A 23811-nucleotide genomic window follows, 5' to 3' on the forward strand; every position below is an offset into this window, starting at 1 on the left:
TCCTGTTTGGTTTTCAGCTGTCCAGGTAATCGTCACTGGTACGAACGCGAGGGCGCTCGCCACCGGCCATGGGCGCATTATCCCCATGGAACTGGGATTTCACCCGGCAGTCGCTACACATCTTGATCAGCTGAACATTATCAGAGTTGGTGTACATCCAGTTCTGGTTTTCCAGTTTTTCAACAATCCGGTTGATGGTACTGGCGACACCAAAGGGCGTACCGCATTTGATGCACTCGAACGGCTCCTCACCATGCAGCGGGCGGGGGCTCAGCGCCTCTTTTGACAGATCAAGCTGAGGCTTAAGAACGATAGCCGTCTCCGGGCAGGTGCTCTCGCAGATGCCGCACTGAACGCAGGCGTTTTCCGTGAACTGGACTTCCGGGCGATCCGGATGGTCGCCAAGAGCGCCCGTGGGACACAGCGACACACAGGCCAGACAGAGTGTGCATTTGTCGGAATCTATCTCGATCGCGCCATAGGGTGCGCCGACGGGCAACTGGATTGGTGATTCGACTCGGTCCGCCATCGCGGTCGCGGTGACCCGCGTGATATCACGGCGGCCGCCGACCAGCAGAACCGGCTCACTCACCCGCCCGGCGTTATCTCCGGCCGCATCCAGTTCCTCGGAGGTGATCAACCGGACCCGGCTCGGGGAGTTTCTGGTGCCTTTCAGCATGGCCTTTACCAGCTCAACTTCAGCGGTCACGGCCTGGCGGTCTGTTTCGTTGTCCAGAAGCACCAGAACTTCGGCATAACCTGCGCCGAACGCGGCCATTATCTCGGCATGGCCGATACGGTCGACATCTTCGAGACCAAACGGAATGAGATCATCGGCCAACCCATTGCCATATCTTGCAAGGTTGGCAATGATCTCGCCGCCAGCGCCCAGAGTGTGAAAGACCAGGCGCGGAGATTCCTCGGTATGCTCGCGGTAGGTCTTCGCCATGACCGAAACAGCCTGGGTCAGCGCTTCGAACGGGGTTTCGTTCATGGTGACGGCTGAAGTCGGGCAGACTGCCGCACAGGACCCGCAGCCGGCACAGATATCCGAGTCAATCTGGACTGTCTCCCCGAAGGAGAAAATCGCCTCGGTGGGGCAAACATCCAGGCAGCGGGTACACCCAGGCTGATTAGCTCTGGAATGCGCACACAGGGACGGCTCCAGGTTGAAATAGACGGTCTTCTCAAATTCACCAACCCGCTCCCTGGCAGTCAGGGCTATACGCTCGAGCTCACCGGTCTTGGCTGGATCCGCCCAGAAATAGCCATTGCGTTTCTGGTGACTGGGGAACGCTGGCTCACCGCCGCGCAGGTCTATAAATACATCGCACTCACTGCGGGCAGTGGCTTTCGCCTTGCCAAAGCCGAGGGCTCCACGGCCCGCGGGGTTAAGAGCCTGAAGCTGGGCAAACTCCAGCTTGAAGTCGCCCAGCGCGCCATAGGCACCCGTCAACTGGCCCCGGGCCATATCGTAGTTGGCGGATGGAAGCTGGATCGGTCCGGCATCATTGACGATACAGGTCACGCCCAGCTCATCCTGCACCAGCTCCGCCATCCTGACAGCCTGTTCGGTGGGCCCGACAATACAACACACACCGCTGGACTCGATGGTTTTCACCGGGGCCATGGGCGATGGCAACTGGCTGGCGGCTATCAACGCCGCCTGCTTGGCCTGAACGCGCCTGGGGTTGGCGGTTGGCGAGCCCCAGCCAGCGCGATCCCGGATGTCGATGGCACGCATCGGCGCGGAATGCTGGAACTGGGCCTGTACATCGTCACTCAAGCGTTCGAACAGGGCAGCCTGCTGGCCGCAGGCAATGAGCACTTCGTTAGTGCCGCCCAGGTGCTCGGCGGCAATTTCCATATCTGTACCGCACAGCTGATCCACTGCGATCACCTGCTCGGCTGCCGCAGCCGTTTCCAGTAGCTTCGAATCAAAAGACTGGCTTTTGTCGCAGCTACATAAAAGTAGGGTTTTGGGTGCCGTCATCAGAAAATTACTCTTTTTAGTTGTTCTTATACGTATCCGCATCTCGAACCGACTGTTGAGGATGACACACAGGTTTGCCGTTCGACAATTGGATAATTGGATAATCGCTCAAGCTCTGTTAGCTTTAATAAAAAGAGAGAGCTGTCTTGTCATGAGTCGTAACATAGATAGTTGGAAACGCGAACTGAAAGTCGGTGCCGTCGTTCGCCGGTCGCCCGGCGTGACCCGATGGGCGCGGGAAGTCTGGAAACCTGTGGCCGTCATTCCGGGTGCTCCGGAGGCTTTCTGGAAAGAGATGGTCCGCGACGGCGAGGTCATTGAATACCATGCCGGCACCATTCCCATGGAGTTATTCAGGGCCGATGTAGAAGGTTACCTGGTTTCTCTCAACATGGCCGTTCCTTCCGTCTGGGTCATCATGGACAAAGACCCTACCAGCCAGTCTCCCTCAGGCTGGGTTGTCAGCGCCATCACCGCCAATGCCCACGAGGCGCTCGATACTCTGGACAGCGGAGAAAGTATTGTCGAAGCGGTTCCGATCCCCGAGTCGTTAGCGGCCTGGATCAAAGAATTCATCGATATGCACTATATTGAAGAGCCTTTCAAGAAACGTCGCCGTGACGAAATCAGGGTTGATGGCGATGAGGACGGTAAAGGCGACCCGCGTATTCGTCAGCAGAGCGATGTGTTCCGCTCACCTTCTAGCATCAAGAAACCGAAGGTGCACTGATGGCTGAATCACGGTTACAGCGCTGGGCGCGTAAAAAAGCCGAAGCCAGCCAAGAGGCCGGGGCTGCGCCGTCTTCGACTGACACTACGCCTTCGGTAGACGCCCCTGGTTCAACTGCCGAGTCCGGACCATCCCTCGAAGCACAGGAGCTCGCCATCAATGAGGCCCTGCCTGAGCAGAATGTGCTCGAGAAATACAACCTGCCTGACCCGGACGCCATCGAACTGGGCACCGACATCACCGGATTCATGCGCAAGGAAATTCCTGAACTCCTGCGCCGCAGGGCCCTGCGGGCGCTCTGGAGATCCAATCCGGTTCTGGCGGTGCTGGACGGGCTCAATGATTACGACGAAGACTTCTCTAATGCCGCAACCACAGTCAACGGCGTGCAGACCCTGTACAAGGTAGGCCAGGGCATGTTCGACAAAAAAGCCCGGGCTGAAAAGCAGCTTGATGAGCACCTCGTCGAACAGGACGAGCAGGTTATCGAGCAGGCCGAGCGAGCACCGGAGAAACTGCCGGAAAAAACACCTGAAATAGCACCTGAGGAAGCAGCCGAAAAAACGGATGAAAGCTCAGAGCTCGAAAACGCGGTAGAACCTTCCCAAAATACAGAATCTGTAACATCCGCGGCCGATACAGAGCCTGCACCGCGTTACAGGCCCCGGATGCGTTTTGAATAATTGTGCCTCGATGCATGGTTGCACCGTCGTCAGGTCAGGACTATAACTAAAAATGTGAAGTTCTTGTTTTACGAAGAACAACAACGGTAAGGAAAAAGAATTGGCCAACACTGCTGAAGTCCAGTGCCCCCGCTCAATCACCGACGAAGAGCGTTCACGAGCCCAGATGTACCAGCTGCTCGGTGTGCTGCTGAGCGCTCCGCCTACGCGTGAGTTACTTGACGGCCTGGCATCCCTGCAGGGTGGAGACACGCCTATGGGATCTGCCTCCAGGAATCTGGCTGCGCTTGCAAAACGCACCTCGCCGGATGACGCGAAACGGGAGTACAACAACCTTTTCATCGGCGTCGGCCGTGGCGAACTGCTGCCCTATGCAAGCTATTACCTGACTGGCTTCCTGAATGAGAGGCCACTTGCGGCTCTGCGTGGCGACCTCAGGGCCAGAGGCATTCAGTCCAACGACGACGTCAAGGAACCTGAAGATCATATGGGCACGCTGTGTGAAATCATGGCGGGCATCATTACCGGCGAGTTTGAGTGCGACAGTGATCTGTCCTCGCAAAAAGCCTTTTTTGACGCGCACCTGGCAAAGTGGGCGGCGTTGTTTTTTGCTGATCTGGAGAAAGCGCAAACGGCAATCTTTTATGCTCCTGTGGGCTCCTTAGGGCGGGCTTTCATGGACGTAGAGGCTGAGGCGTTTGCACTTCAATAACCGGGATCATGCCGATCCCTTAACTCAGGTGGAGGTGTCCTATGGACCACCAAAAACGTGAAAACAGCCGTCGCAATTTCTTGCTCATGGCCGCAACCGCAGTACCAGCTGCCGTTGCCGTGGCAGTCGCACCGAACGCTGCAGCCCGGGTCGTCGAACAGGACGCCCCTAAAAGCCGTGGCCTACGTGACACTGAACACACACGTAAGTATCTGGAATCGGCTCGCTTTTAAGGAAGCGTGAGTCATTCAAGGTTGCGAAAGGCTCTTGGGTGACCACTCCTCCGGGAAAACGAGAATAATAAAAGAGAGAGGTAAGTGACATGTTGAGGAAGAAAACCAACGGGGTAGCGAAAGGCTCCCGTGCGGGATCTTTACTTTCATCCCTCGCTGCGAAAACCATGGACCGCCGGGGGTTTCTGACCGCCTCCGGGGTCACAGTGGGCGGCCTGGCGGCTTTGTCGATGACGCCTACACGCGTGAAAGCGGCGTCCCCGGCGACGGCGGATGGTGACGTAGTCATCAAGAAATCAGTCTGCACGCACTGCTCGGTGGGCTGCACAGTCGAGGCCGAAGTTCAGAATGGCGTATGGACGGGCCAGGAGCCCGGCTGGGACAGCCCCTTCAATATGGGTGCCCACTGCGCCAAGGGCGCATCGGTGCGAGAGCACGGCCATGGTGAACGCCGCCTGAAATACCCCATGAAAATGGTCAACGGCGAGTGGCAGAAGATCCCCTGGGATCAGGCGATCAACGAGATCGGCGACAAGATGTTGCAGATCCGCGACGAAAGCGGCCCTGATTCGGTTTACTGGCTGGGCAGTGCAAAGTTCAACAACGAGCAGGCCTACCTGTTCCGCAAGTTTGCGGGTTACTGGGGCACCAATAACGTCGACCACCAGGCTCGGATCTGTCACTCCACCACAGTTGCTGGCGTAGCCAACACCTGGGGCTACGGTGCGATGACCAACTCCTACAACGACATCCACAATTCCCAGGCGATTTTCCTGATCGGGGGCAACCCGGCGGAAGCGCACCCTGTGTCGCTGCTGCATATCCTGAAAGCCAAGGAACAGAACAACGCGCCGCTCATCGTTTGTGACCCGCGTTTCACACGCACCGCGGCCCATGCCGATGAATTTGTACGCTTCCGGCCGGGTTCAGACGTTGCCCTGGTCTGGGGCATTCTGTGGCACATCTTTGAAAACGGATGGGAAGACAAAGAGTTCATCCGCACCCGAGTGTGGGGCATGGACCAGATCCGTGACGAGGTGAAGCGCTGGAATCCTGAAGAAGTCGAACGCGTTACCGGCACGCCTGGTAAGCAGCTCGAGCGCGTCGCCCGTACTCTGGCCAACAATCGTCCTGGCACGGTCATCTGGTGCATGGGCGGAACTCAGCACACCAACGGTAACAACAACACCCGTGCTTACTGCATACTGCAGCTGGCACTGGGTAACATGGGCGTCCCCGGCGGCGGCACCAACATCTTCCGTGGACACGACAACGTTCAGGGCGCCACTGACCTTGGCGTGCTGGCCGATACCCTGCCTGGTTACTATGGCCTGACTGCGGGCTCCTGGGCCCACTGGGCGCGGGTCTGGGAAGAGGATCTGGACTGGCTGAAGGGTCGTTTTGCCACCTGGGACAAGGATGGCAAGTCCAAAGCGATGATGAACGAGAAGGGCATCACCGTGCCTCGCTGGATCGACGGTGTTCTGGAAGCCAAGGAAAACCTGGGCCAGCCAGACAACACCCGGGCCATGGTTCTGTGGGGCCACGCGCCCAACTCACAGACCCGCCAGCTGGAAATGAAGGAAGCCATGGAAAAGCTCGACCTGCTGGTTGTAGTGGATCCCTTCCCCACCGTTTCAGCAGTGCTGCACGATCGTAAAGACGGTGCCTACCTGTTGCCTGCAACAACCCAGTTCGAGACCTCAGGCTCAGTCACCGCTTCCAACCGATCGCTCCAGTGGCGTGAGAAGGTCATCGACCCTCTGTTTGACTCGAAGGTCGATCATGAAATCATTAAGCTGTTTGCTGACAAGTTCGGTTTCACCGATCGCATGTTCCGCAATATTGCCATTGAAGGGGACGAACCGGTGATCGAGGACATCACCCGTGAGTTCAACCGTGGCATGTGGACCATCGGCTATACCGGCCAATCGCCCGAGCGCCTCAAAAAGCACATGGCGAACCAGCACCACTTCGACAAGACCACCCTGCGTGCGGTGGGCGGACCCTGCGATGGCGATATCTACGGACTGCCATGGCCATCCTGGGGCACAGCCGAGATGAACCATCCAGGCACACCGAACCTGTACGATATGTCCATGCCGGTGTCCGAGGGCGGTTTGACCTTCCGCGCCCGTTTTGGTGTCGAGCGTGACGGTGAGAACCTGCTGGCCGAAGGCGTCTACTCGAAAAACTCCGAGATCAAGGACGGCTACCCCGAGTTCACCATGCAGATGCTGATGGATCTGGGCTGGGATGGAGACCTGACGGCCGAAGAGCGCGCCAGCATTGATGCAGTCGCCGGCGCCGAGACCAACTGGAAAACCGATCTGTCAGGCGGTATCCAGCGCGTTGCGATCAAGCACGAGTGCGCACCCTTTGGTAACGCCAAAGCGCGTACTGTGGTCTGGAACTTCCCGGATCCAGTGCCCATCCATCGTGAGCCGCTGTACACCAACCGCCGCGATCTGGTCGCCGATTACCCAACCTATGAAGACAAGCACTTCTGGCGCGTGCCGACCCTGTACGAGTCAATCCAGAAGAAGGACTTCAGTCAGGAGTTCCCCCTCATTCTGACGTCCGGTCGCCTGGTTGAATATGAAGGTGGTGGTGACGAGACGCGCTCAAACCCCTGGCTGGCGGAGCTGCAGCAGGATATGTTCATCGAGATCAATCCGCGGGACGCCAATGATCTGAACGTTCGTGATGGCAAGGATGTCTGGGTTTCCGGGCCTGAGGGCGCCCGCATAAAAGTGAAGGCGATGATCACCGAGCGCGTCGGCGCAGGCGTGGTCTTCATGCCCTTCCACTTTGGTGGGCACCTTGAGGGTAAGGACTTAAGGCACAAGTACCCCAAGGGCGCGGATCCATACGTTCTGGGCGAATCCACTAACACGGTTCAGACCTACGGGTACGACTCGGTCACACAGATGCAAGAGACCAAATGCACCCTGTGTTCGATCATGCCAGCATAACAAGAGGTGTATAACATGGCACTTGAAGGACAAGCACGCGCAAAGTTTCTTTGCGATGCCGAACGCTGCATCGAATGCAATGCCTGCGTAACGGCCTGTAAAAATGAGCATGAGGTCCCCTGGGGCATCAACCGTCGCCGTGTCGTCACCATCGAGGATGGTAAACCCGGCGAGCGTTCGATCTCGGTAGCCTGCATGCACTGTTCAGACGCGCCCTGTATGGCCGTCTGCCCAACAGACTGCTTCTACCAGACCGAAGACGGCATCGTATTGCACTCCAAGGATCTGTGTATTGGTTGTGGTTATTGTTTCTACGCTTGCCCCTTTGGCGCGCCCCAGTTTCCCCAGGCGGGCAACTTTGGCAGCCGTGGCAAGATGGACAAATGCACGTTCTGTGCAGGCGGCCCGGAAGAGGACAATTCCACAGCAGAGTTCAACAAGTACGGTCGCAACCGTATTGCAGAGGGCAAACTGCCGATCTGTGCGGAAATGTGCTCGACCAAAGCCCTGTTGGCCGGTGACGGCGACGAGGTAGCGGACATCTATCGCCAGCGTATCGTGAACCGCGGTTTCGGTTCCGGCGCCTGGGGATGGGGCACAGCCTACGAGAAGAAAGCCGGCTAAGTCAGTCTGGTTGCTCCGGGGCCTTCAGGCCCCGGACTTCTTTGAAGCAACAAGTTCTTTTGTTGATTCCGCTGGAGTACTCTGATGAATCTAAAATTATTCAGTGTCGCCTCGTTCCTGATGGTGGCACTGGTTTTCAATCCCGCGTGGGCGCAAGAAGCCCCCGAGGTTGATCGTTCGGCTACCGGGGGCGCTCAGACCCTGGAAGACATCATGGCCCGTCAGAAGCAGTTGGAAGTTGACGAGTCTTTCCGGTCAGAAAATCTGGGTGATCCCGCCAGTGCTCCGCCGATCAGGGATGAACTGGGCACTCTCGGGGGACGTTCGGATGCCGACGTCTGGCGTGGCATTCGCTACAACGAGCTTGACCCGGAAACACAGGTACGGGGGCCTGCAGTCGACGTTCTGATCCAGGATGAGGGCATGCCCTGGCTAGAATTTCGGGAAGGGCCCCTCATCAATTATGGCGGCGGGGCCATTATAGGCTTTTTGGTACTACTGGTAATTTTTTACTTCGTCCGCGGCAAAATCAGGATTGAAGGCGGGCCTTCTGGCAAGAAGATTGAACGCTTCAAAGCAATCGAGCGGTTTGGTCACTGGCTTTTAGCCGGTTCGTTTATCGCACTGGCCCTGACAGGCCTGCTCACCCTCATGGGGCGGAGCTTCCTGATCCCTGTTATCGGCCACGAAGCCTTTTCGACTCTGGCGATTGGCTCCAAGTGGATTCATAACAACATTGCCTGGTCATTCATGCTGGGTCTGGTGCTTACGTTCTGCATGTGGGTGGTACATAACATCCCCAACAAGCTGGACTGGCAGTGGCTCAAGGCGGGTGGGGGTATTTTCTCCGACTCCCATCCCTCGGCAAAGAAGTTCAACGCCGGCCAGAAAATTATTTTCTGGACTGTGATGATACTGGGCGTTTCAGTGTCTCTTTCGGGCCTGTCGCTGTTATTCCCATTCCAGCTGCCCATGTTCGCTGACACCTTTGGCTTTATAAACAGCATTCTGGGAACAGACTTCCCGACAGCCCTCGCGCCCCACGAAGAGATGCAGTACGCCAATACCTGGCACTCGATTGTGGCGTTTCTGATGATGCTGGCCATCATCGCACATATCTATATCGGCTCGGTCGGTATGGAAGGTGCATTTGATGCCATGGGTAACGGTCAGGTTGATCTGGAATGGGCCCGCCAACACCACGACCTGTGGGTAGAAGAGGTTCAGGCCAGACAAGGCAAAGGAGAATCATCATGAAAGTCATGATTGCGGGATTTGTTGCCGCCCTGGTGATTGCCTTTCTCGCACCGGTCATTCTGGATCAGTTCGGATGGTCTACCGCCGAGCAATACAGTAGCGAGAGCGTGCGGCTTGACTGATCAAACCGATATGTCTCAAGGGGTACACCAGATCGATGCCGTTGGCCTGGTGTGCCCCCTGCCGATTTTACGTTTGAAAAAACGCATTCAGAATTTGCCCAGTGGGACACAGGTCGAATTTCTGGCCGACGATCCCAGCGGCCGCCGGGATTTACAGGTACTGTGTGAACTGACCGGTCATAGCATTGAATGGGTCCGCGAAGAGGAGGATGGCGTCCTCCGATATCGTATCTGTCTGGCATAGATAGCTGGACGGACATGAACGACACGGCTTCCGACTGGAACGAGGAGTTTATGAAAGGAAAGGTTTTACATTTCGATCCGGATACCAAAGCGGGTTTGATAAAAGATCATCGAGGCGCAGAATTTCCCTTTTCCGACGACCAAGTGATCAGCAGCGAGGACGTCCAGACAGGCGACGAGGTTAATTTCCGCCCCAAGGGCTCCAAAAAAGGACCTTTTGCCTCTCAAATCGTGCCGCTAACGAGCGGGCATAAGTCAGCAACGGGGTGATACGACCATTCTTCTTTGCAGTGGCTACCCCACTGGTAATCGACGTTCAGTGACCCGTGAAGGGTCACTTGAATTGACCACCGACTTGCTGTTCAAACCATCCGCTGGAAGATACCGTCCTTGCGAAGCAAGTGGCGTAAAGCCGCCGCGATATGGCCGGCGATCAGTACACTCAGGGTTATGGCAAGCCACCCATGTATATAGAACAGGCGCGCAGCCAGTTCTTCGTCCTCTGGCACAAAAGGCATGGCCGGCAGATGGTAGTCGCCCAGTATGACCAGCGCCGGATACGCTGTCACACCTGCCCAGCCGAACAAGGGTGTTACCACCAGCAGTATATAGATCAGGTGATGCATGCTCTTGGCGGCAACCTGTAAGGTGCGTGGCATTTCATCCGGATAGGGTGGGCCCTTTAAGCGGATTTTTATCACGACCCGCAAAATCATCAGTAACAGCACGCTGAAACCGATCGCTTTGTGCAGACTGTACAATGTATTCGTCAGCGCCCCCCAGATATCTGCTTCCGCCCGTGAAGCCATCCAGAGCCCTATGGGTATCAAGGTCAGAACCATTAGCGCCATGACCCAGTGCAGTACCCGCCAGCCTGCGGGGTATTTCTGAATCTGCGGCATACGCTCACCCTCCACTGTGATCGTTCCGGTACTGAATCCATCATCGAATTTATTCGGGCACTCTGCAAGAGCGGTGTTGAGGTAAGCCTTGTTCCCCTCAGGCCGCTTTATTGGCCGGCGGGCGAGGATACAGACGGGTTTTCCGCTATACTTCCGGCAGTCCTCCCACGCAACAGGAATGATTTATGAGCCTGGCCACCGCCCTGCACCTACTCGCTGCCGTTATCTGGGTCGGCGGCATGTTCTTCGCCTATATGGCCATGCGCCCGGCCGTCGCCACGGTGGTGGACCCATCCCAGCGCGGCGCACTCTGGTGTCATACCCTGTCGCTGTTTTTCCGATGGGTCTGGGTAGCCGTGATCGTGCTGCTGGCAACCGGTTACTGGATGATATTCAGCCACTTTGGCGGCATGGCCGGCGCCGGCTGGCACGTTCATGCCATGCAGAGCCTGGGCCTGTTGATGATGCTGCTGTTCCTGCACGTCTATTTTGTCCCCTTCCGCCGCCTCAAACAGGCCGTGGCGCAGGGAGATCAGCAGCAGGGCCAACGCTGCGTGGGCCAGATCCGCCGGCTGGTGGGCGTCAACCTGATCCTGGGCCTGATCGTAGTTGTGATTGGTTCTGCCGGGCAGTGGCTCAGGTAACCAGCCGGGCGTAGATATCTCCGGATGCAATCCCGTCAGCTCCGGCATCAAGCCATTGCCGGAGTGCTTCCGGATCCTGCCATGAAGGCCTGATGAAACGGCGCTGCTCGCCGGCAATGACATTGAACTGGTACCGGCCCAGGCGTTCCAGCTCCTGCAGACACTGCAATGCCTGCTCCAGGGTGCCGTTAACGAATTCGAAGGACAGTGCCGGCAGAGGCTGGCTCAGCCCCGCGAGCACTTCCACCTCAAAGCCTTCAACGTCGATCTTGCAGAAGCTGGGCCGGCCATACTGCTCTATCAGCTCATCCAGGGTGGTGACCGTCACGGTAATCGAATCTTCCCAGCGGACATGGCGGAAACCGGCGGTCGTTGAACGCAGCTGCTCGCGCCAGCGGCTGTCCAGTGAGGCTACTGTGGGATTGCGCAAGCTCAGCGCCAGCTCGGCCTCGCCGGGAGCCCGACCTACCGCCAGAGGCAGGCATACTATACAGGGCTGCCGCCGCGTCAGCCGGCGCAGCCAGCGCAGAAGCTGTGGCTGCGGCTCCAGCGCCACCACCTGCGCCCCCAGCGCGGCAAATGCGGAGCTACGGTCTCCCAGGTGGGCGCCAATGTCGAACACCAGATCCCCGGGGCGGATAAATTCACCGTAGAGCCGGCGCAAAGCCCTCTGGCGCCCGGGACGTCGATATATGACCAAGGACTGCAGCAACCCCAGACTGCGGTTCAAATGATCGATAATGGCTGCTACCCGCACGGTGGTCATCTCCTTTTGCGCTCGTCACCTATTGACGAACGCCAGAAACTGAGTAGCCTGAAAGGCTAACCTGAACCAACACACCCAACCAAAGAGATTGCCTATATGTCATTGGAAAAGCACGATCTGATTCACGAAATGCCCGAATCCAAGGAAGCCATCCATCATCTGAAGACCACCAACAATCATTTCGCAAAAATGTTTGAAGAGTACCATGAGGTGGATCATGCCGTTCACCACTTCGAGGGAGGCGCAGAAAATACCTCCGACGAACACCTCGAGGATCTCAAGAAACAGCGGCTCAATCTCAAGGATCGGTTATCCAGCATGATTCGCGAGTACGAATCCTCAACCGAGAAATAAAGGCAATCAGGGCACGGACTCCCTGGGAAGTGACAGACGGCACGGGATTCATGGTCTCTGGCAGGAAGGACAGTAATAAAGCCGCCGACTGGCCATGAGCGTTTTGACAATGGTTGTGCCGCACTCATGACAGGCGGCTGACTCCCGGTTGAACACCATGTGTCTGCGCCTGGAAAAGTTCCAGCCCTCCTTCTTCAACCTCCCGGCTCTTTCAGGGTTATTGGTGATGCCCTTCAACGTGTACGCACGGGATATCAGGTCAAGGATGGCATCGGCCAGTCGTTTTCGCCCGACATCACCAAGATCTCGGGGACGCGTCGCCGGCGGGAGCCCTGCTTCAAACAAAATCTCCGATCGCAGGTAATTGCCAATACCGGCGATAAATCCCTGATCGAGCAACAGACCGGCCAGACTGCGGCCACGAAACCGCTTTGATTCCAGCACGGCAATCAGCTCTTCAACCGATACGCTCTGGTTGAGCGGATCCGGTCCCAGGCGAGCCAGATAACCGACCTCCCCAAGATTTTCCGGCCGGACCAACTGGATGTCCGAGGCACTGTAAAGCCAGGCCGCTGCTTTTGAGCCAGTTATGGCGAACCGGAGCTGACGGTTTGTGGCTGGTTCTCGACCCGGCTTGCCCACCCGCCATTTGCCGTACAGCTGGTTGTGGCTATACACACACCAAGGGCCATCGTCGTCACTTGCAGCGAAAAACACGAGTACCGCTTTGCCTCGCGCCTCCACCCCCGTTATCCGGCGATCCGCCAGGGATGACTCGAAGCCTTTGAGGTGTTCGAAGGCAAAGAACACCTGCTCGGCGACCTGGCCGGCAACAGCCTTTGCGATATCATCGACCATCCTCCGTATTTCCGGACCCTCCGGCATGCTGTCTCTCTCCTGGCCTTTCTGATTGACTCCATTACTTAGAAACGACCAGTTCGCCGGACCGGATCAAAAATAGCGATTGCACTGACTGGGCGGGAATACTTCCTCTTGATAGTTACTCGTTCAAATTGCTGAGGGATTCGGACAAGCGCTCGATCCGCTTGTTGGAAGCCGCTACCAGGTCATTGATCTCGCCGGCTGAATCGCTCGACCGCTTGGCAAGCTTACGAACCTCGTCGGCGACCACCGCAAAGCCCCGCCCGGACTCGCCGGCTCTTGCTGCTTCAATGGCTGCGTTCAACGCAAGCAGGTTAGTCTGGTCAGCAATGGCGTTGATCACCTTGATGATATTGCTGATTTCCTTACTGGAGTCCAGCACTTCACCCATTTCCTGATCAGTCACCTGGGCGGCAAGGCGTTTGTCGGTGATATCGATTCCGTAGGAAACAACAAGGCGGACTTCGTTAGCAAAGTTCCGGATCGCGCAGGATGACATTTCCAGCCAGACCGGCTCGCCGGCCTTGGTGTCCAGCTGCACGATATTCTTCTGGTCATGGCCTTCGAGGATTTGCTTGAAGTTGTCGCCACCGGATATTTTCTGCAATGTTAACCGGCGAGACAGCAACTCCTGCTCACTGCTGAATCCCAGTCGTTCTACAAGGTAGTGGTTGGCTGCAATCAGGTGGCCATCGCGGTCCCATTCAGCGATGGCAGCGGCGCGACCTATGGCCTCAAAGCGGCGAGCATCGGCCAGACCTTTTTCCTTTGTGGTAGTCACGTCGGCTTCCAGCGCAACAAAGTGTGTCAGCGCGCCGGATTCGTTGAAAATCGGGTTAATGGCGAGTGAAATCCAGTAGGGCTCGCCGTTTTTGTGATAGTTGAGAATCTCATCGTAAAACGGCTTGCGCGCATCCAGGTGCTGGCGGATACGACGCCGGGTTTCCTCGCTGGTGTCAGGGCCCTGCAGGCGCTCCCCTGGTTTGGTTCCCCTGACTTCTTCAAGCTTGTATCCCGCCAGCTTCTCGAACCCCTGGTTTACAAAAACAACCTTGCCATTCGGATCCGTAATCACCACTGCGTTTTCGGTCACCCGTGCGGCCGAGGCCAGCAACTTATCTTCCGGATCCGGTTGCGGCAGGTCCGAGAGATCATTGAGTATGAGGGTCTGATAGTGTTGGCCGTCGAGCCTGCTCCCGAGCCGGGTGATGCGGCACCGCCATTCGCGACCGCGATGGTCTGTCAGGCAATGATCTCCGGCTGCAACCAGTTGCCCGGCAACATCCGCCCCGAGCACGGATGCCGCCGACTGACCCGGCACAAATCCGTAGCCAATATCGAAACGCTTGCGCATTGACTCATTCATCAGCAACACGCATTGGTTGGCGTCCACTGTGATAAACGGCTCCGACACATCCGCCAGCAGTTCGGCGAGGCGGGCGGCGATGACCGACGGCGATCTTTCATCCACGCCGCCCAGGCCCGATTCAACATTGTCGGATACTGTTTCTGCTTTGCGCCCCCAGGGTAACCACGCATGCATCGGGTCTGACCTCTTTTGAATAAAGCAATTGTTAATTCGATAGACTGTACGTGGGTATCGGCATAACGTTCAGGATCTGAAGTGATTTTTTGTATCGGTGAGTTGTGCTACTCAATCCCGGTAATCGAAAGGTGCGTTCGTCATCCGTTTCTCTCCGGTCAGTCGTTTACGACCCTGCCCCGCCTGGCCTTTCCGGTCGATAACCAGAAACTGTGCTTTGTCCCCCTGAGTGAACCCAAACTGGTCCTCCAGATCGGCATCATCAAACCGGCAAACCGGTCACTCTCGCCTTCGGCCCAGGCATTGGAGCGGGTTATTCTGAAGCGTTTATCGGGCGTAGTGGGCTTGTCTGCATAACGACCAGAGAAGTGTTCCAGCTGCCCCCGCTCGCCCTCCATCCCTGCCTTCCCTATAATGCAGCGTCCGCCAACGAGTATGAGACTTGCCCTGGAGTGCACTGTGCCCACTAAATTGCCCCCGCTTTTAATCCATCGTTTACATCCGGCTCTGACGACTCTTATCACATGCCTGGCACTCTCCACACTTTCCGTTAACGCCCGGGCTGACACCCTCAACATTGCCTGGGATAACGATTTGCTGACCGGCTCAGACCGGGGGTACACGAACGGCTTGAAGCTTTCCTATCTCACAGCCACCGCCGATGATCAGCAACGGAAATCATCCAGAGTCGCACGGGGCGCAAGAGATACCCTGGATTTTCTACCGGGTTTGAGCTCCCGCACCCGGGACCAGGCGCTTGCCTTCAGCTTGCGGCAGCTGATGGTTACACCGGCGGATATCACCGCCCGTGAACCACCCCTAGATGACCTTCCCTATGCCGGTTACCTGTCGGCCAGCACCACCTTGTGGAGCTGGAATGCCAATCGTATTACCGGATACGGTGTCCATCTCGGGGTTGTAGGTCCGGAAAGCGGCGCGGAGGCTGCCCAGAAATGGGTGCACAAACTGACCGGCAGTGAAGAGCCGAATGGCTGGGACTATCAGCTCGGGACGGATGTGGTTGGCGGTGTGAGCGCGGCACACGCCCAAAAACTCCTGCAAAGCGGTTCACCGGAGAGCCTCGAGCAGGAGGTTTCATTGTTAGGCTCGGCCATGCTGTCGAGTTTCAGAACCAATGCCAGGGTAGGCATGGTCTGGCGCATCGGGCAGCATTTACCGGTCAATTTCGTGCCCGACTATGCCGGCACCGCCTCGACAATCGGAATGCCCGGCGCTTTGAATACAGGTGGCGAGGGATGGTCAGTATTTATCGGGGTGGGGGTGGCGTACGTCCCTTACTCCTACCTTGATGACAATTCGTCACCCTACCAGTTTGATGAGAGCCTGATCCAGGGCCAGGCCGGCATTGGCGGAACATGGCAGTGGAACCAACTACAGCTGGCGATGATTTTGCGGGCAACCACCGGTGAGGAGGAAACCAACAAGGACAATTTCAGCTATGGCACTCTGTCACTGACCTGGGCGCTGTAGTGTCCTGAAAAGATGACTGTCCGCCAGTTCGCGATTCACTAACCGCTCATATTCAGACTTCTTCACCAGGGCGGCCAAACAGGTAGCCCTGGAAGTGGATGCAGCCATGCTTAACCAGCCATTTCCGCTGTTCTTCCGTCTCGACGCCCTCGGCGATGACCTCCAGCCCCAGGCCTCTGGCCAATCCGATGATGGATTCCACGATTGCCGAGCTTGCAAGGTTGGTGGTTACATCGTTTACAAAGGACTGGTCGATCTTGATCTGGTCAAGGGGCAACCCCTTGAGGTAACTCATGGATGAGTAACCGGTACCAAAATCGTCCAGGGAAAAACGGATGCCCAGTGCACGCAGGTGCCTCATTATCTCGGTGATACGCTCCGGATCCTCCAGCAACAGGCTTTCCGTGACCTCCAGCTTCAGCAGGTGCGGCGGGGCACCGGTTTGTTCAAGAATCTGTTCCAGTTGCGCGATGAAATCATCACTCTGGAACTGAACAACACTCACATTCACCGCAAGGCTGAGCCCGGATCTTGCAGCGTCTTTCTGCCAGGCCGCCAGCCTTTTACAGGCCTGCTCCAAAACCCAGCGACCAATCGGCAGGATAAGTCTGCTTTGTTCGGCAATCGGGATAAAGACAGCGGGTGACACCATTCCCCGTTCCGGGTGGCGCCAGCGCAACAGCACTTCGTAGCCGAGCAAATGGTCGGGATCCCGTATCTGGGGCTGGAAAAACACCGCCAGCTGCTCCCTGGCCAGGGCATTGCGCAATTCTTCCTCCAGCAGCACATGCTGGACAATCTTTTCCTGAATGTCAGGATTGAAAAAAGCGATGCGTTTCTCACCCCGCAGTCTGGCCCGCTCTTTTGCCTGCTGGGTTGCCTGCTCAGCTCTCTGGACCTGCTGGTCGCAAGGTGTATCCCGCCCATCGATGAGGGTAATACCAATGCTGACGCCCACCTGTATCCTGTAGCCCAGAACGGCAATCGGACGGGAGAACGCCTGAAGGATCTTGTCGGCAACCGTCTCGGCCGACCGGGCCGCTATCTCCTGGGAAGAATGCAGGTTTGCCAGCAGGACGGCGAATTCGTCTCCACCGATCCGCGCCAGGGTGTCACTCTCACGCACAATGGGGCCAAGCTGCGCGGCGAGGGACTTCAAAACCAGGTCACCCGTTCCGTAACCCCTGGCATCATTCACCGCCCGGAACTGTTCTATATCGAGGTACAGAAGCGCGGCATGAGTACCCTGTCGGGTGTTGAGTTTGCATACGTCGGAAATCCGCTCCTCAAGCAACGCCCGATTTGCAAGCCCGGTAAGCGAATCGTAGAAAGCCAGCCGATGGGCCTCCCGCTCGGCTTCCTTCCTTTTGGTGATGTCGTGAAACGTACCGACGTAGTTCTGGACAGCACCAGAGGCTCCGTAGATAGCGGTAATCGTCAGCCACTCTGCAAACACGTCGCCGTTTTTCCGGCGATTCCAGATTTCTCCCTCCCATGTCCCCGTCTCACCGACCCGGGCCCAGAGGTGGCTGTAGAATTCAGCATCCTGCAGACCCGACTGGAGAATACGTGGGCTCATACCCACAACTTCCTGTTCGTCATACCCGGTAATGCGCGAAAACGCCCTGTTAGCGCGGAGTATCAGCCCATTGTCGTCGGTGATCATGATACCGAGGTGCGTGTCGAAGGCCGTGGAAGCAATCCGCAGCTCAGCCTCGTTAGCCTGGGCCGCGTACTGCAGGCTTTTCCGTTCCTGGTTTTCCAGGATCAGCTCCTTTTCCACCGATACCCTTCTGTAAAACTGCTTCAGGAAAAACAGGCCAATGATGGCAACCAGCAGAATCCCTACGGCTGAAGCCACAAGGCTGTGGCGCCACCCCTGCAAAGCTACTGATGTCCTCTCCCCGACGACCACAATATAGGGAGCATTCTGGACCCGTTGAAAGGCATAAAACCGCCTCTCACCGTCAATAGGAGACTCAAACACAGCCTGCTCGCTGCTCGAGCCGCTTTCGGCAAATCGACGGGTATACAGTTCATCGACGGGGCTTCCCTGAAGCTCCGCAGCCTTTGTACCGTCTGGCAGACGTGCAACCAGCCTCAAGGACTCATCGATAATGGCGATGCTCTGACCCTCCGACAGAGAGAGCCCTGCGAGGGCGTCCGCGATCACCGCCGGAGATTGGGGTGCGGCAATAACGGCAACGAAATCGCCGGTCCCCGATCGCAACTTCCTCATCCCCCAGATCCAGGTTTCTCCACTTTCAGGATCGGTATACAGTGGCGTGATCAGATCGTCCTCCGGGCTCTCCTCAACCCGCCTCTTGAGAAACGACCAGCCGGGAATCCTTCCCGCATCACTGACTGACGAGGCGTGGATTACATTACCCCCCAGATCCGTCACAAACAGTTCGTCAACAAACTCCTGGCGGGAGAGTTCCTCGTTCAGCAGCTGCTCGAGGCTTTCAAGCCCGGTGCCCGGAAGAATGTCGGCCTGGTAAATCAAGGGCTCAAGAAATCCTGCAAGCGTCCGCAAACCGTACTGTGTGGACAAAAGCTTATTGGCCACGAGCTCGGCCGCCAGATCGGCACGGGCCGCAGACCGGCTGCTTGCCGTTTTTGTCGCCTGGGCATAGTTTGTCAATGCAACGTAGCTCGCTGAGGAAACGAGGGCGAGCAACGCAAAAACGTACAATAAAAGCGGAAGACGGTAGGCTGTATTCACACTCGATCTGCTCCTGTCTTCCTGCTCTGTCATTCAGGCGGCTCACAAACGGTAAATTTAGTCATTTGGCGACACATCAACTCTGTCACCACTACACTGTAGCAAAGCTATCAATCTGCTAATGGGAGTTCCCGTGGTCCGGGCAACGATTTACTATCTCGACGGTCATCAGCGCGTTGGCACCGTCTCTGCCTGGAAGCCCAATTCCGGGCGAATTGATCTGACAGCCAAAGACAATAGTCCTATAGCCATCCAATGGCCACTGATTGCGCACATAGACCGGCCCCTGCACGCCAGCCAGCTGGGCAAGCGTCAAGAGTTCCAGAACTACGTGGTCAACCTTGTCAATGGTCAGACCCTCAGCGGCACCATGATGTCAGCGGTCGTTACCCCTAACGGCGTCGAAGTATGGCATGCTTCTGACACGGTTAATCTGGTCGAACGATTTATCCCGTGGCAGGCCATCAAGACCTATAGGCTCGGTCATGTTCCGGTTCAAGCCGGGCCAGAGTCAGAAGACAAGCCACTCGGAATTCCAGGTGATGATGACCTGGCCGGCCCGGCAGAAAAAGACAACGCCCCTCTCTCCCTGGGTCTTCTGGAAGTGGTTAACTCACGGCAGCTGTCGGATGCGCTGGAGCGAGGAAAAACCATTGACCGGACCGGCTACGACCGAACCCTCAGAAAAACCATCGGTGATATCCTTGTCCAGTGCGGAATTCTTGACAGCGAGCAGCTGAATATTGCGCTGCACCGCAAGCGTTCGGATCCTACGCGCCCGATAGGTCAGGTCCTGATCGACATGGGACTGGTCTCGGAAGAAACCGTCCAGCGCGCGCTGGCCTACAAGCTCGGTGTTCCTTTCGTGTGCCTGGACGAGTTCGATATCGATCCCAAGGCTATTAAGTTCATCCCTGCCACCACCGCTGCGAGACTGGGCATTCTGCCGCTTATGTTTCAGGAGCGCCATCTTGTTGTTGCCTTGAGCAACCCCTCGGATGCCGAGGCGCTGAACATCCTGAACTTCCTCGCAGGCTATCCCGTCAAGTACGCCCTGGCACCGAAAACCGAGCTGGGCCGTGAAATCGATCGTTATTACGGCGCGGCGGAAAGCCAGGAGGCTGCTGAGGAGCTGGAAATGGAACTGGTCGAAACGCCATCCGATCAGCCCAACCGGCAGGCTATCGAGAAACTCGGCCAGGAAAAGCCTGTAATACGGTTTGTGAATTCAGTCATCCGTGACGCCATCCGCCAGAACGCTTCCGATATCCACCTGAGTCCGCGAGAGGATTATGTCCAGCTATTATACCGCCTCAATGGCGACATGATTCCCATCAAACGCTTCAACAAAGGGATGCTGCCAGCCGCGGTCAGCCGGATCAAGATTATTGGTGGTATGGACATTACTGAGCGCCGGACACCCCAGGACGGGCGTGCCTCGGTGCGATGGGAAAAACACGACGTAGATCTGCGAATCTCGGTGATGCCCACCATCCAGGGCGAGAGCGTTGTCATCCGGATCCTGAATACCCAACAGGGACTCAAGTCGGTGGATGATCTGGGCTTCTCAGAGATGGATCGGAAGAAATTTGTTGACCTGATCCATCGCAACCAGGGCATGTTGCTCATTACCGGGCCAACCGGTTCGGGAAAGAGCACTACGCTGTACGCGGCCCTGCACCAATTGCGCTCCAAGAGCGTAAACATCCTGACGGTGGAAAACCCCGTCGAGTATCATATGGATGGCATCGAACAGATGCAGGTTAATGAACCGGCGGGCTTCACCTTTGCCAGCGCTCTGCGGAACATGCTCCGCCACGATCCCGATATCATTATGGTGGGTGAAATACGAGACCGGGAAACCGGACAGATTGCCGTGCAGAGCGCACTCACCGGCCACCTTGTGTTAAGCACGCTGCACACCAACAGCGCAGCCAGCACCGTGATGCGACTGATCGATATGGGCATCGAGGACTACCTCATAAGCGGGACACTCAACGGTGTTCTGGCCCAGCGGCTGGTGAGACGCACATGCCCCCACTGCACCGAAGAGGAAGCTGTGGATCCATGGGTTCGCGAAACCCTCGGCATCGGCAACAACGAAGTGTTCTACAAGGGGAAAGGTTGCCACAGCTGCCATGAAACCGGGTTTTCCGGCAGGCTGGCAGTTTACGAACTGATGGTTCTTACCCCGGAATTACGAAACATGATTGTTTCAGGAACCTCAGTGGATGAACTGGAGAAACAGGCGCTTGCATCCGGGATGACAGCACTCACAAGTCACGCACTGAGCAAAGCCCGGGATGGCAGCATTTCTGTCGCCGAAGTTTACCGTATCCGCCTTTCCTGATCTGGACGACCCAAGGAGGTTTCATGGAACTGCCCGCCTATCTCAAAGTCATGGCCGATAAAGGAGCCTCTGACCTCTACCTCTCTACCGGCGCGCCGGTGATGCTCAAGATCGAGGGCAAAACCGGTCCAATCACCCAGAAACCTTTACCGGCGGGTGCCGTGAAAGAGCTGGCGTACTCAGTGATGAGCGACAAGCAGCGCGGCGAGTTCGAGAAAAACCTGGAGCTGGATATGGCCGTTGGGCTCAGCCACATTGGGCGATTCCGGGTCAACGTTTTCTGGCAGCGGGGGGAGGTGGCCATGGTCATTCGCCATCTCAAGACCGAAATACCCACCATTGAGGCGCTCGGTCTGCCAAACGTACTGGAACAACTGATCATGGAACCCCGGGGGCTGGTCCTGGTGGTTGGAGCAACCGGTTCCGGAAAATCGACAACCCTGGCTGCTATGATTGACCATCGCAACAGCCACAAAACCGGGCATATACTCACCATTGAAGACCCCATTGAGTATATCCACAATCACAAGCACAGCGTGGTCAACCAGCGGGAAGTGGGTGTAGACACCCACTCCTACAGCGAAGCCCTGCGCCGGGCAATGCGAGAGGCGCCAGACGTTATCATGATCGGCGAAATCCGCGACCGGGAAACCATGAAACACGCCCTCACCTACGCCGAAACCGGCCACCTCTGCATTGCCACACTGCATGCTAGCAATGTGGATCAGACCATGCGGAGAATTGTTAATTTCTTCCCCGAAAATACCCACCGGGAGCTATTCATGGATCTGAGCATGCACCTGAAAGCAGTGGTGTCTCAGCGCCTGCTCAAGGGTACAGACGGAAAGCGGTCGGCAGCCGTTGAGGTCATGCTTGCCAGCCCCTATATCAAGGATCTGATCAACAAGGGTGAGATTGATGGCATTGGAGAGATCATGGAGAAGAGTCCGGAACAGGGGATGAAAACCTTCGATCACGCCATTCTCGAACTTTACCACCAGGGCAAAATCACTCAGGAAGAAGCGCTGGCCAATGCAGATTCCCGCCACAACCTGGAAGTGAAAATACGGCTTGAGCATGGCAACCTGGACTCTGGAGACAGTCAATTCAGTATTGACCAGAGCTGAGGCCTGCTGATAAACAAGTGCCTTGCTCGACGCCACCCAAGAGATTCAACTCCTGCGTCAGTATCAACGCGACTGATCCGAGCTATCAGACTCTTCCTGTCCTTTGCGCTCAGGACTGAGCTCTGACTCGATCCAGCGGCGCACTTCGTGCCGGTCGCGGCGGCGGGTAAGCTGTTCGCTGTGAATGTTGTGGGGGAATATCTGCGGTCCCCCCTCGTGCTCTAGCCGGAAGCTCCGACGAACACCAACGGGGTACCGGCTGGGACCATGAACCACCGCAGCGCGTATCTCGACAGCGACAATGTCTTCAAACAGGTAATCACTATCAGTGTCACTGTCCTCACTTCGCCGGCCCAGAATAATATTACGAAACGACCCCAGCACCAGGTAGCCACCGGCCTGCAAAGGTCCCTGCCGCAACACCTGGTGTACGTTGCTGTCGTCCGCCCCGACCCGGCGATACTCGGTGACCGTCAGCGTTTTCTCTTCACCCGCCCGTGTGTGCAGAACCACCTGCACACACTGCACATGCACGGTTTCCTTGCCCATGTTCACCAGCAGGCACAAGGCATCGGGATTCTCGTTCTGGGCGTGGTGAATCACCAGATAGGGGCGGTTATTGCGCCTGTACTGGAGAAAGAACAACTGGAAATAGATGATCCAGACCACGGCCATGACCGCGCTGCTTACAGGTGCGATGTAATCCATCCGACCTCCTGATCAAGTCGTCGCCAGCGCCACAATGTCCGGATACTCATGTACCCGGACCACCGGCTCCGCCGGGCTTTCCCCGGCGAGCCCACACACCTCGTTGACCATCGCCCTGGCTACGGTATCCGCCTTGATACCGCGGAACCTTTCCAGCGGGCCGATCAGTACCCGGTTAACCCATGGCATGGCCTTCATTCCCAGGGCTTCTGCGGTGCGCTGTTCCTGTCGGTTACCCAGCAGCAGACTGGGTTGGTAAATAACAAGTTCAGGATAGCCCAGCGCCTTTACATCATCTTCCAGTTCCCCTTTCACGCGGTTATAGAAAACCGTGGAAGACGACGAGGCGGCAATGGCAGACATCAATACAAACGCCTTTGCGCCCCTGGCGCGGCCCAGCTCCGCGGCCTTCAGTGGATAGCTGTAATCCACCTTGCGGAACTGCTCCCGGGAGCCGGCCTTCTTGATGGTGGTGCCCAGACAGCAGATGATGGCATCCACCGCGAACAGGTCGCCGTGTTCATCCAGGCGGTCAAAATCCATCTCGTGCTGTTCCAGTTTCTCATGGCTCAGCGAAATCGGCCGTCGCACCGGGGCAACCACGGCTGAAACCTCCTCTTTCGCAAGAAGCCCTTCCAGCACCTTGCCGCCCGTAAGGCCGGTCGCCCCCAATAGCATCACTTTCATAACATAATCCTCAGCCGCGGCTTTTCATGACTACAGTCTAGTGCCGGAAGACAGATGGCA

General features: G+C 56.9%; 23 protein-coding genes. 15 read left to right on the top strand and 8 right to left on the bottom strand.

Annotation, left to right across the window (positions count from 1 at the left end; all coding sequences use genetic code 11):
* Positions 1-13: 13 nt before the first annotated feature.
* Complete coding sequence (locus tag DIT71_RS03795; RefSeq protein WP_114611886.1) at positions 14-1993, bottom strand: 4Fe-4S binding protein; 1980 nt, start codon at positions 1991-1993, stop codon at positions 14-16.
* Between the two features lie 151 nt (positions 1994-2144).
* On the opposite strand from DIT71_RS03795, the gene DIT71_RS03800 reads away from it, so the two are divergent.
* The 10 genes from DIT71_RS03800 (at position 2145) to DIT71_RS03840 (ending at position 9842) form a co-directional block, all read left to right on the top strand.
* A complete protein-coding gene (locus tag DIT71_RS03800) occupies positions 2145-2723 on the top strand; it encodes a DUF3305 domain-containing protein (RefSeq protein ID WP_114611887.1) in 579 nt (192 codons plus the stop codon).
* Positions 2723-3406: a DUF3306 domain-containing protein gene (locus tag DIT71_RS03805; protein WP_114611888.1), complete on the top strand. Its 684-nt coding sequence runs from the start codon at positions 2723-2725 to the stop codon at positions 3404-3406. The genes DIT71_RS03800 and DIT71_RS03805 overlap by 1 nt, the downstream gene beginning before the upstream one ends.
* A 100-nt stretch (positions 3407-3506) precedes the next feature.
* Positions 3507-4118 (top strand): TorD/DmsD family molecular chaperone, encoded by a 612-nt coding sequence (locus tag DIT71_RS03810; RefSeq protein ID WP_114611889.1) that lies wholly within the window; start codon positions 3507-3509, stop codon positions 4116-4118.
* A 41-nt stretch (positions 4119-4159) separates the two neighbouring features.
* Positions 4160-4351 carry a ubiquinol-cytochrome c reductase iron-sulfur subunit N-terminal domain-containing protein gene (locus DIT71_RS03815; protein ID WP_114611890.1) on the top strand — a complete coding sequence of 64 codons (192 nt, stop codon included), beginning with the start codon at positions 4160-4162 and terminating at the stop codon, positions 4349-4351.
* Between the two features lie 89 nt (positions 4352-4440).
* On the top strand, positions 4441-7326 hold the full coding sequence (locus DIT71_RS03820) for a formate dehydrogenase subunit alpha (RefSeq protein WP_114611891.1): 2886 nt from the start codon (positions 4441-4443) through the stop codon (positions 7324-7326).
* Between the two features lie 15 nt (positions 7327-7341).
* A complete protein-coding gene (gene fdh3B / locus DIT71_RS03825; RefSeq protein WP_114611892.1) occupies positions 7342-7950 on the top strand; it encodes a formate dehydrogenase FDH3 subunit beta in 609 nt (202 codons plus the stop codon).
* Positions 7951-8034: 84 nt separating this feature from the next.
* On the top strand, positions 8035-9207 hold the full coding sequence (locus tag DIT71_RS03830; protein WP_114611893.1) for a formate dehydrogenase subunit gamma: 1173 nt from the start codon (positions 8035-8037) through the stop codon (positions 9205-9207).
* A complete protein-coding gene (locus DIT71_RS18360) occupies positions 9204-9329 on the top strand; it encodes a hypothetical protein (protein WP_264756320.1) in 126 nt (41 codons plus the stop codon). The genes DIT71_RS03830 and DIT71_RS18360 overlap by 4 nt, the downstream gene beginning before the upstream one ends.
* Positions 9330-9339: 10 nt before the next feature.
* Positions 9340-9573 (top strand): sulfurtransferase TusA family protein, encoded by a 234-nt coding sequence (locus DIT71_RS03835; RefSeq protein ID WP_114611894.1) that lies wholly within the window; start codon positions 9340-9342, stop codon positions 9571-9573.
* A 14-nt stretch (positions 9574-9587) separates the two neighbouring features.
* A complete protein-coding gene (locus DIT71_RS03840; RefSeq protein WP_114611895.1) occupies positions 9588-9842 on the top strand; it encodes a hypothetical protein in 255 nt (84 codons plus the stop codon).
* Between the two features lie 92 nt (positions 9843-9934).
* Here DIT71_RS03840 and DIT71_RS03845 read toward each other — a convergent pair whose 3' ends face one another.
* Complete coding sequence (locus DIT71_RS03845) at positions 9935-10474, bottom strand: cytochrome b (protein ID WP_114612325.1); 540 nt, start codon at positions 10472-10474, stop codon at positions 9935-9937.
* Between the two features lie 185 nt (positions 10475-10659).
* On the opposite strand from DIT71_RS03845, the gene DIT71_RS03850 reads away from it, so the two are divergent.
* Complete coding sequence (locus tag DIT71_RS03850) at positions 10660-11118, top strand: CopD family protein (protein ID WP_114611896.1); 459 nt, start codon at positions 10660-10662, stop codon at positions 11116-11118.
* Here DIT71_RS03850 and DIT71_RS03855 read toward each other — a convergent pair.
* Positions 11111-11875, bottom strand: a complete 765-nt coding sequence (locus DIT71_RS03855; protein ID WP_199490946.1) for an FkbM family methyltransferase — start codon at positions 11873-11875, stop codon at positions 11111-11113. The two genes, DIT71_RS03850 and DIT71_RS03855, sit on opposite strands and share 8 nt — an antisense overlap.
* A gap of 105 nt (positions 11876-11980) precedes the next feature.
* Here DIT71_RS03855 and DIT71_RS03860 point away from each other — a divergent pair, with 105 nt between their 5' ends.
* Positions 11981-12238, top strand: coding sequence for a YdcH family protein (locus DIT71_RS03860; protein ID WP_114611897.1), 258 nt, complete (start codon positions 11981-11983; stop codon positions 12236-12238).
* A 48-nt stretch (positions 12239-12286) separates the two neighbouring features.
* On the opposite strand, the gene nei is transcribed toward DIT71_RS03860, so the two are convergent.
* Complete coding sequence (nei, locus tag DIT71_RS03865; RefSeq protein WP_114611898.1) at positions 12287-13123, bottom strand: endonuclease VIII; 837 nt, start codon at positions 13121-13123, stop codon at positions 12287-12289.
* 115 nt (positions 13124-13238) lie between these two features.
* Entirely contained in the window at positions 13239-14663 is a 1425-nt protein-coding gene (locus DIT71_RS03870; protein ID WP_114611899.1) for a methyl-accepting chemotaxis protein, read from the bottom strand.
* Positions 14664-15122: 459 nt separating this feature from the next.
* On the opposite strand from DIT71_RS03870, the gene DIT71_RS03880 reads away from it, so the two are divergent.
* Positions 15123-16154 carry a lipid A deacylase LpxR family protein gene (locus tag DIT71_RS03880; protein ID WP_227537938.1) on the top strand — a complete coding sequence of 344 codons (1032 nt, stop codon included), beginning with the start codon at positions 15123-15125 and terminating at the stop codon, positions 16152-16154.
* Between the two features lie 52 nt (positions 16155-16206).
* Here the strand turns inward: DIT71_RS03880 and DIT71_RS03885 are convergent, their stop codons facing one another.
* Positions 16207-18879: a bifunctional diguanylate cyclase/phosphodiesterase gene (locus DIT71_RS03885; RefSeq protein ID WP_227537939.1), complete on the bottom strand. Its 2673-nt coding sequence runs from the start codon at positions 18877-18879 to the stop codon at positions 16207-16209.
* 133 nt (positions 18880-19012) lie between these two features.
* Here DIT71_RS03885 and DIT71_RS03890 point away from each other — a divergent pair, with 133 nt between their 5' ends.
* On the top strand, positions 19013-21229 hold the full coding sequence (locus tag DIT71_RS03890) for a GspE/PulE family protein (RefSeq protein ID WP_158538949.1): 2217 nt from the start codon (positions 19013-19015) through the stop codon (positions 21227-21229).
* 23 nt (positions 21230-21252) lie between these two features.
* Entirely contained in the window at positions 21253-22356 is a 1104-nt protein-coding gene (locus DIT71_RS03895) for a PilT/PilU family type 4a pilus ATPase (RefSeq protein WP_114611904.1), read from the top strand.
* 63 nt (positions 22357-22419) lie between these two features.
* On the opposite strand, the gene DIT71_RS03900 is transcribed toward DIT71_RS03895, so the two are convergent.
* Together DIT71_RS03900 and DIT71_RS03905 are read right to left on the bottom strand one after the other, a co-directional pair.
* Positions 22420-23064, bottom strand: coding sequence for a hypothetical protein (locus DIT71_RS03900; RefSeq protein WP_114611905.1), 645 nt, complete (start codon positions 23062-23064; stop codon positions 22420-22422).
* 12 nt (positions 23065-23076) lie between these two features.
* On the bottom strand, positions 23077-23751 hold the full coding sequence (locus tag DIT71_RS03905; RefSeq protein ID WP_114611906.1) for an NAD-dependent epimerase/dehydratase family protein: 675 nt from the start codon (positions 23749-23751) through the stop codon (positions 23077-23079).
* Positions 23752-23811: the final 60 nt, after the last annotated feature.

The organism is Marinobacter vulgaris (assembly GCF_003344045.1).
In the GTDB taxonomy this organism is placed as follows: domain Bacteria; phylum Pseudomonadota; class Gammaproteobacteria; order Pseudomonadales; family Oleiphilaceae; genus Marinobacter; species Marinobacter vulgaris.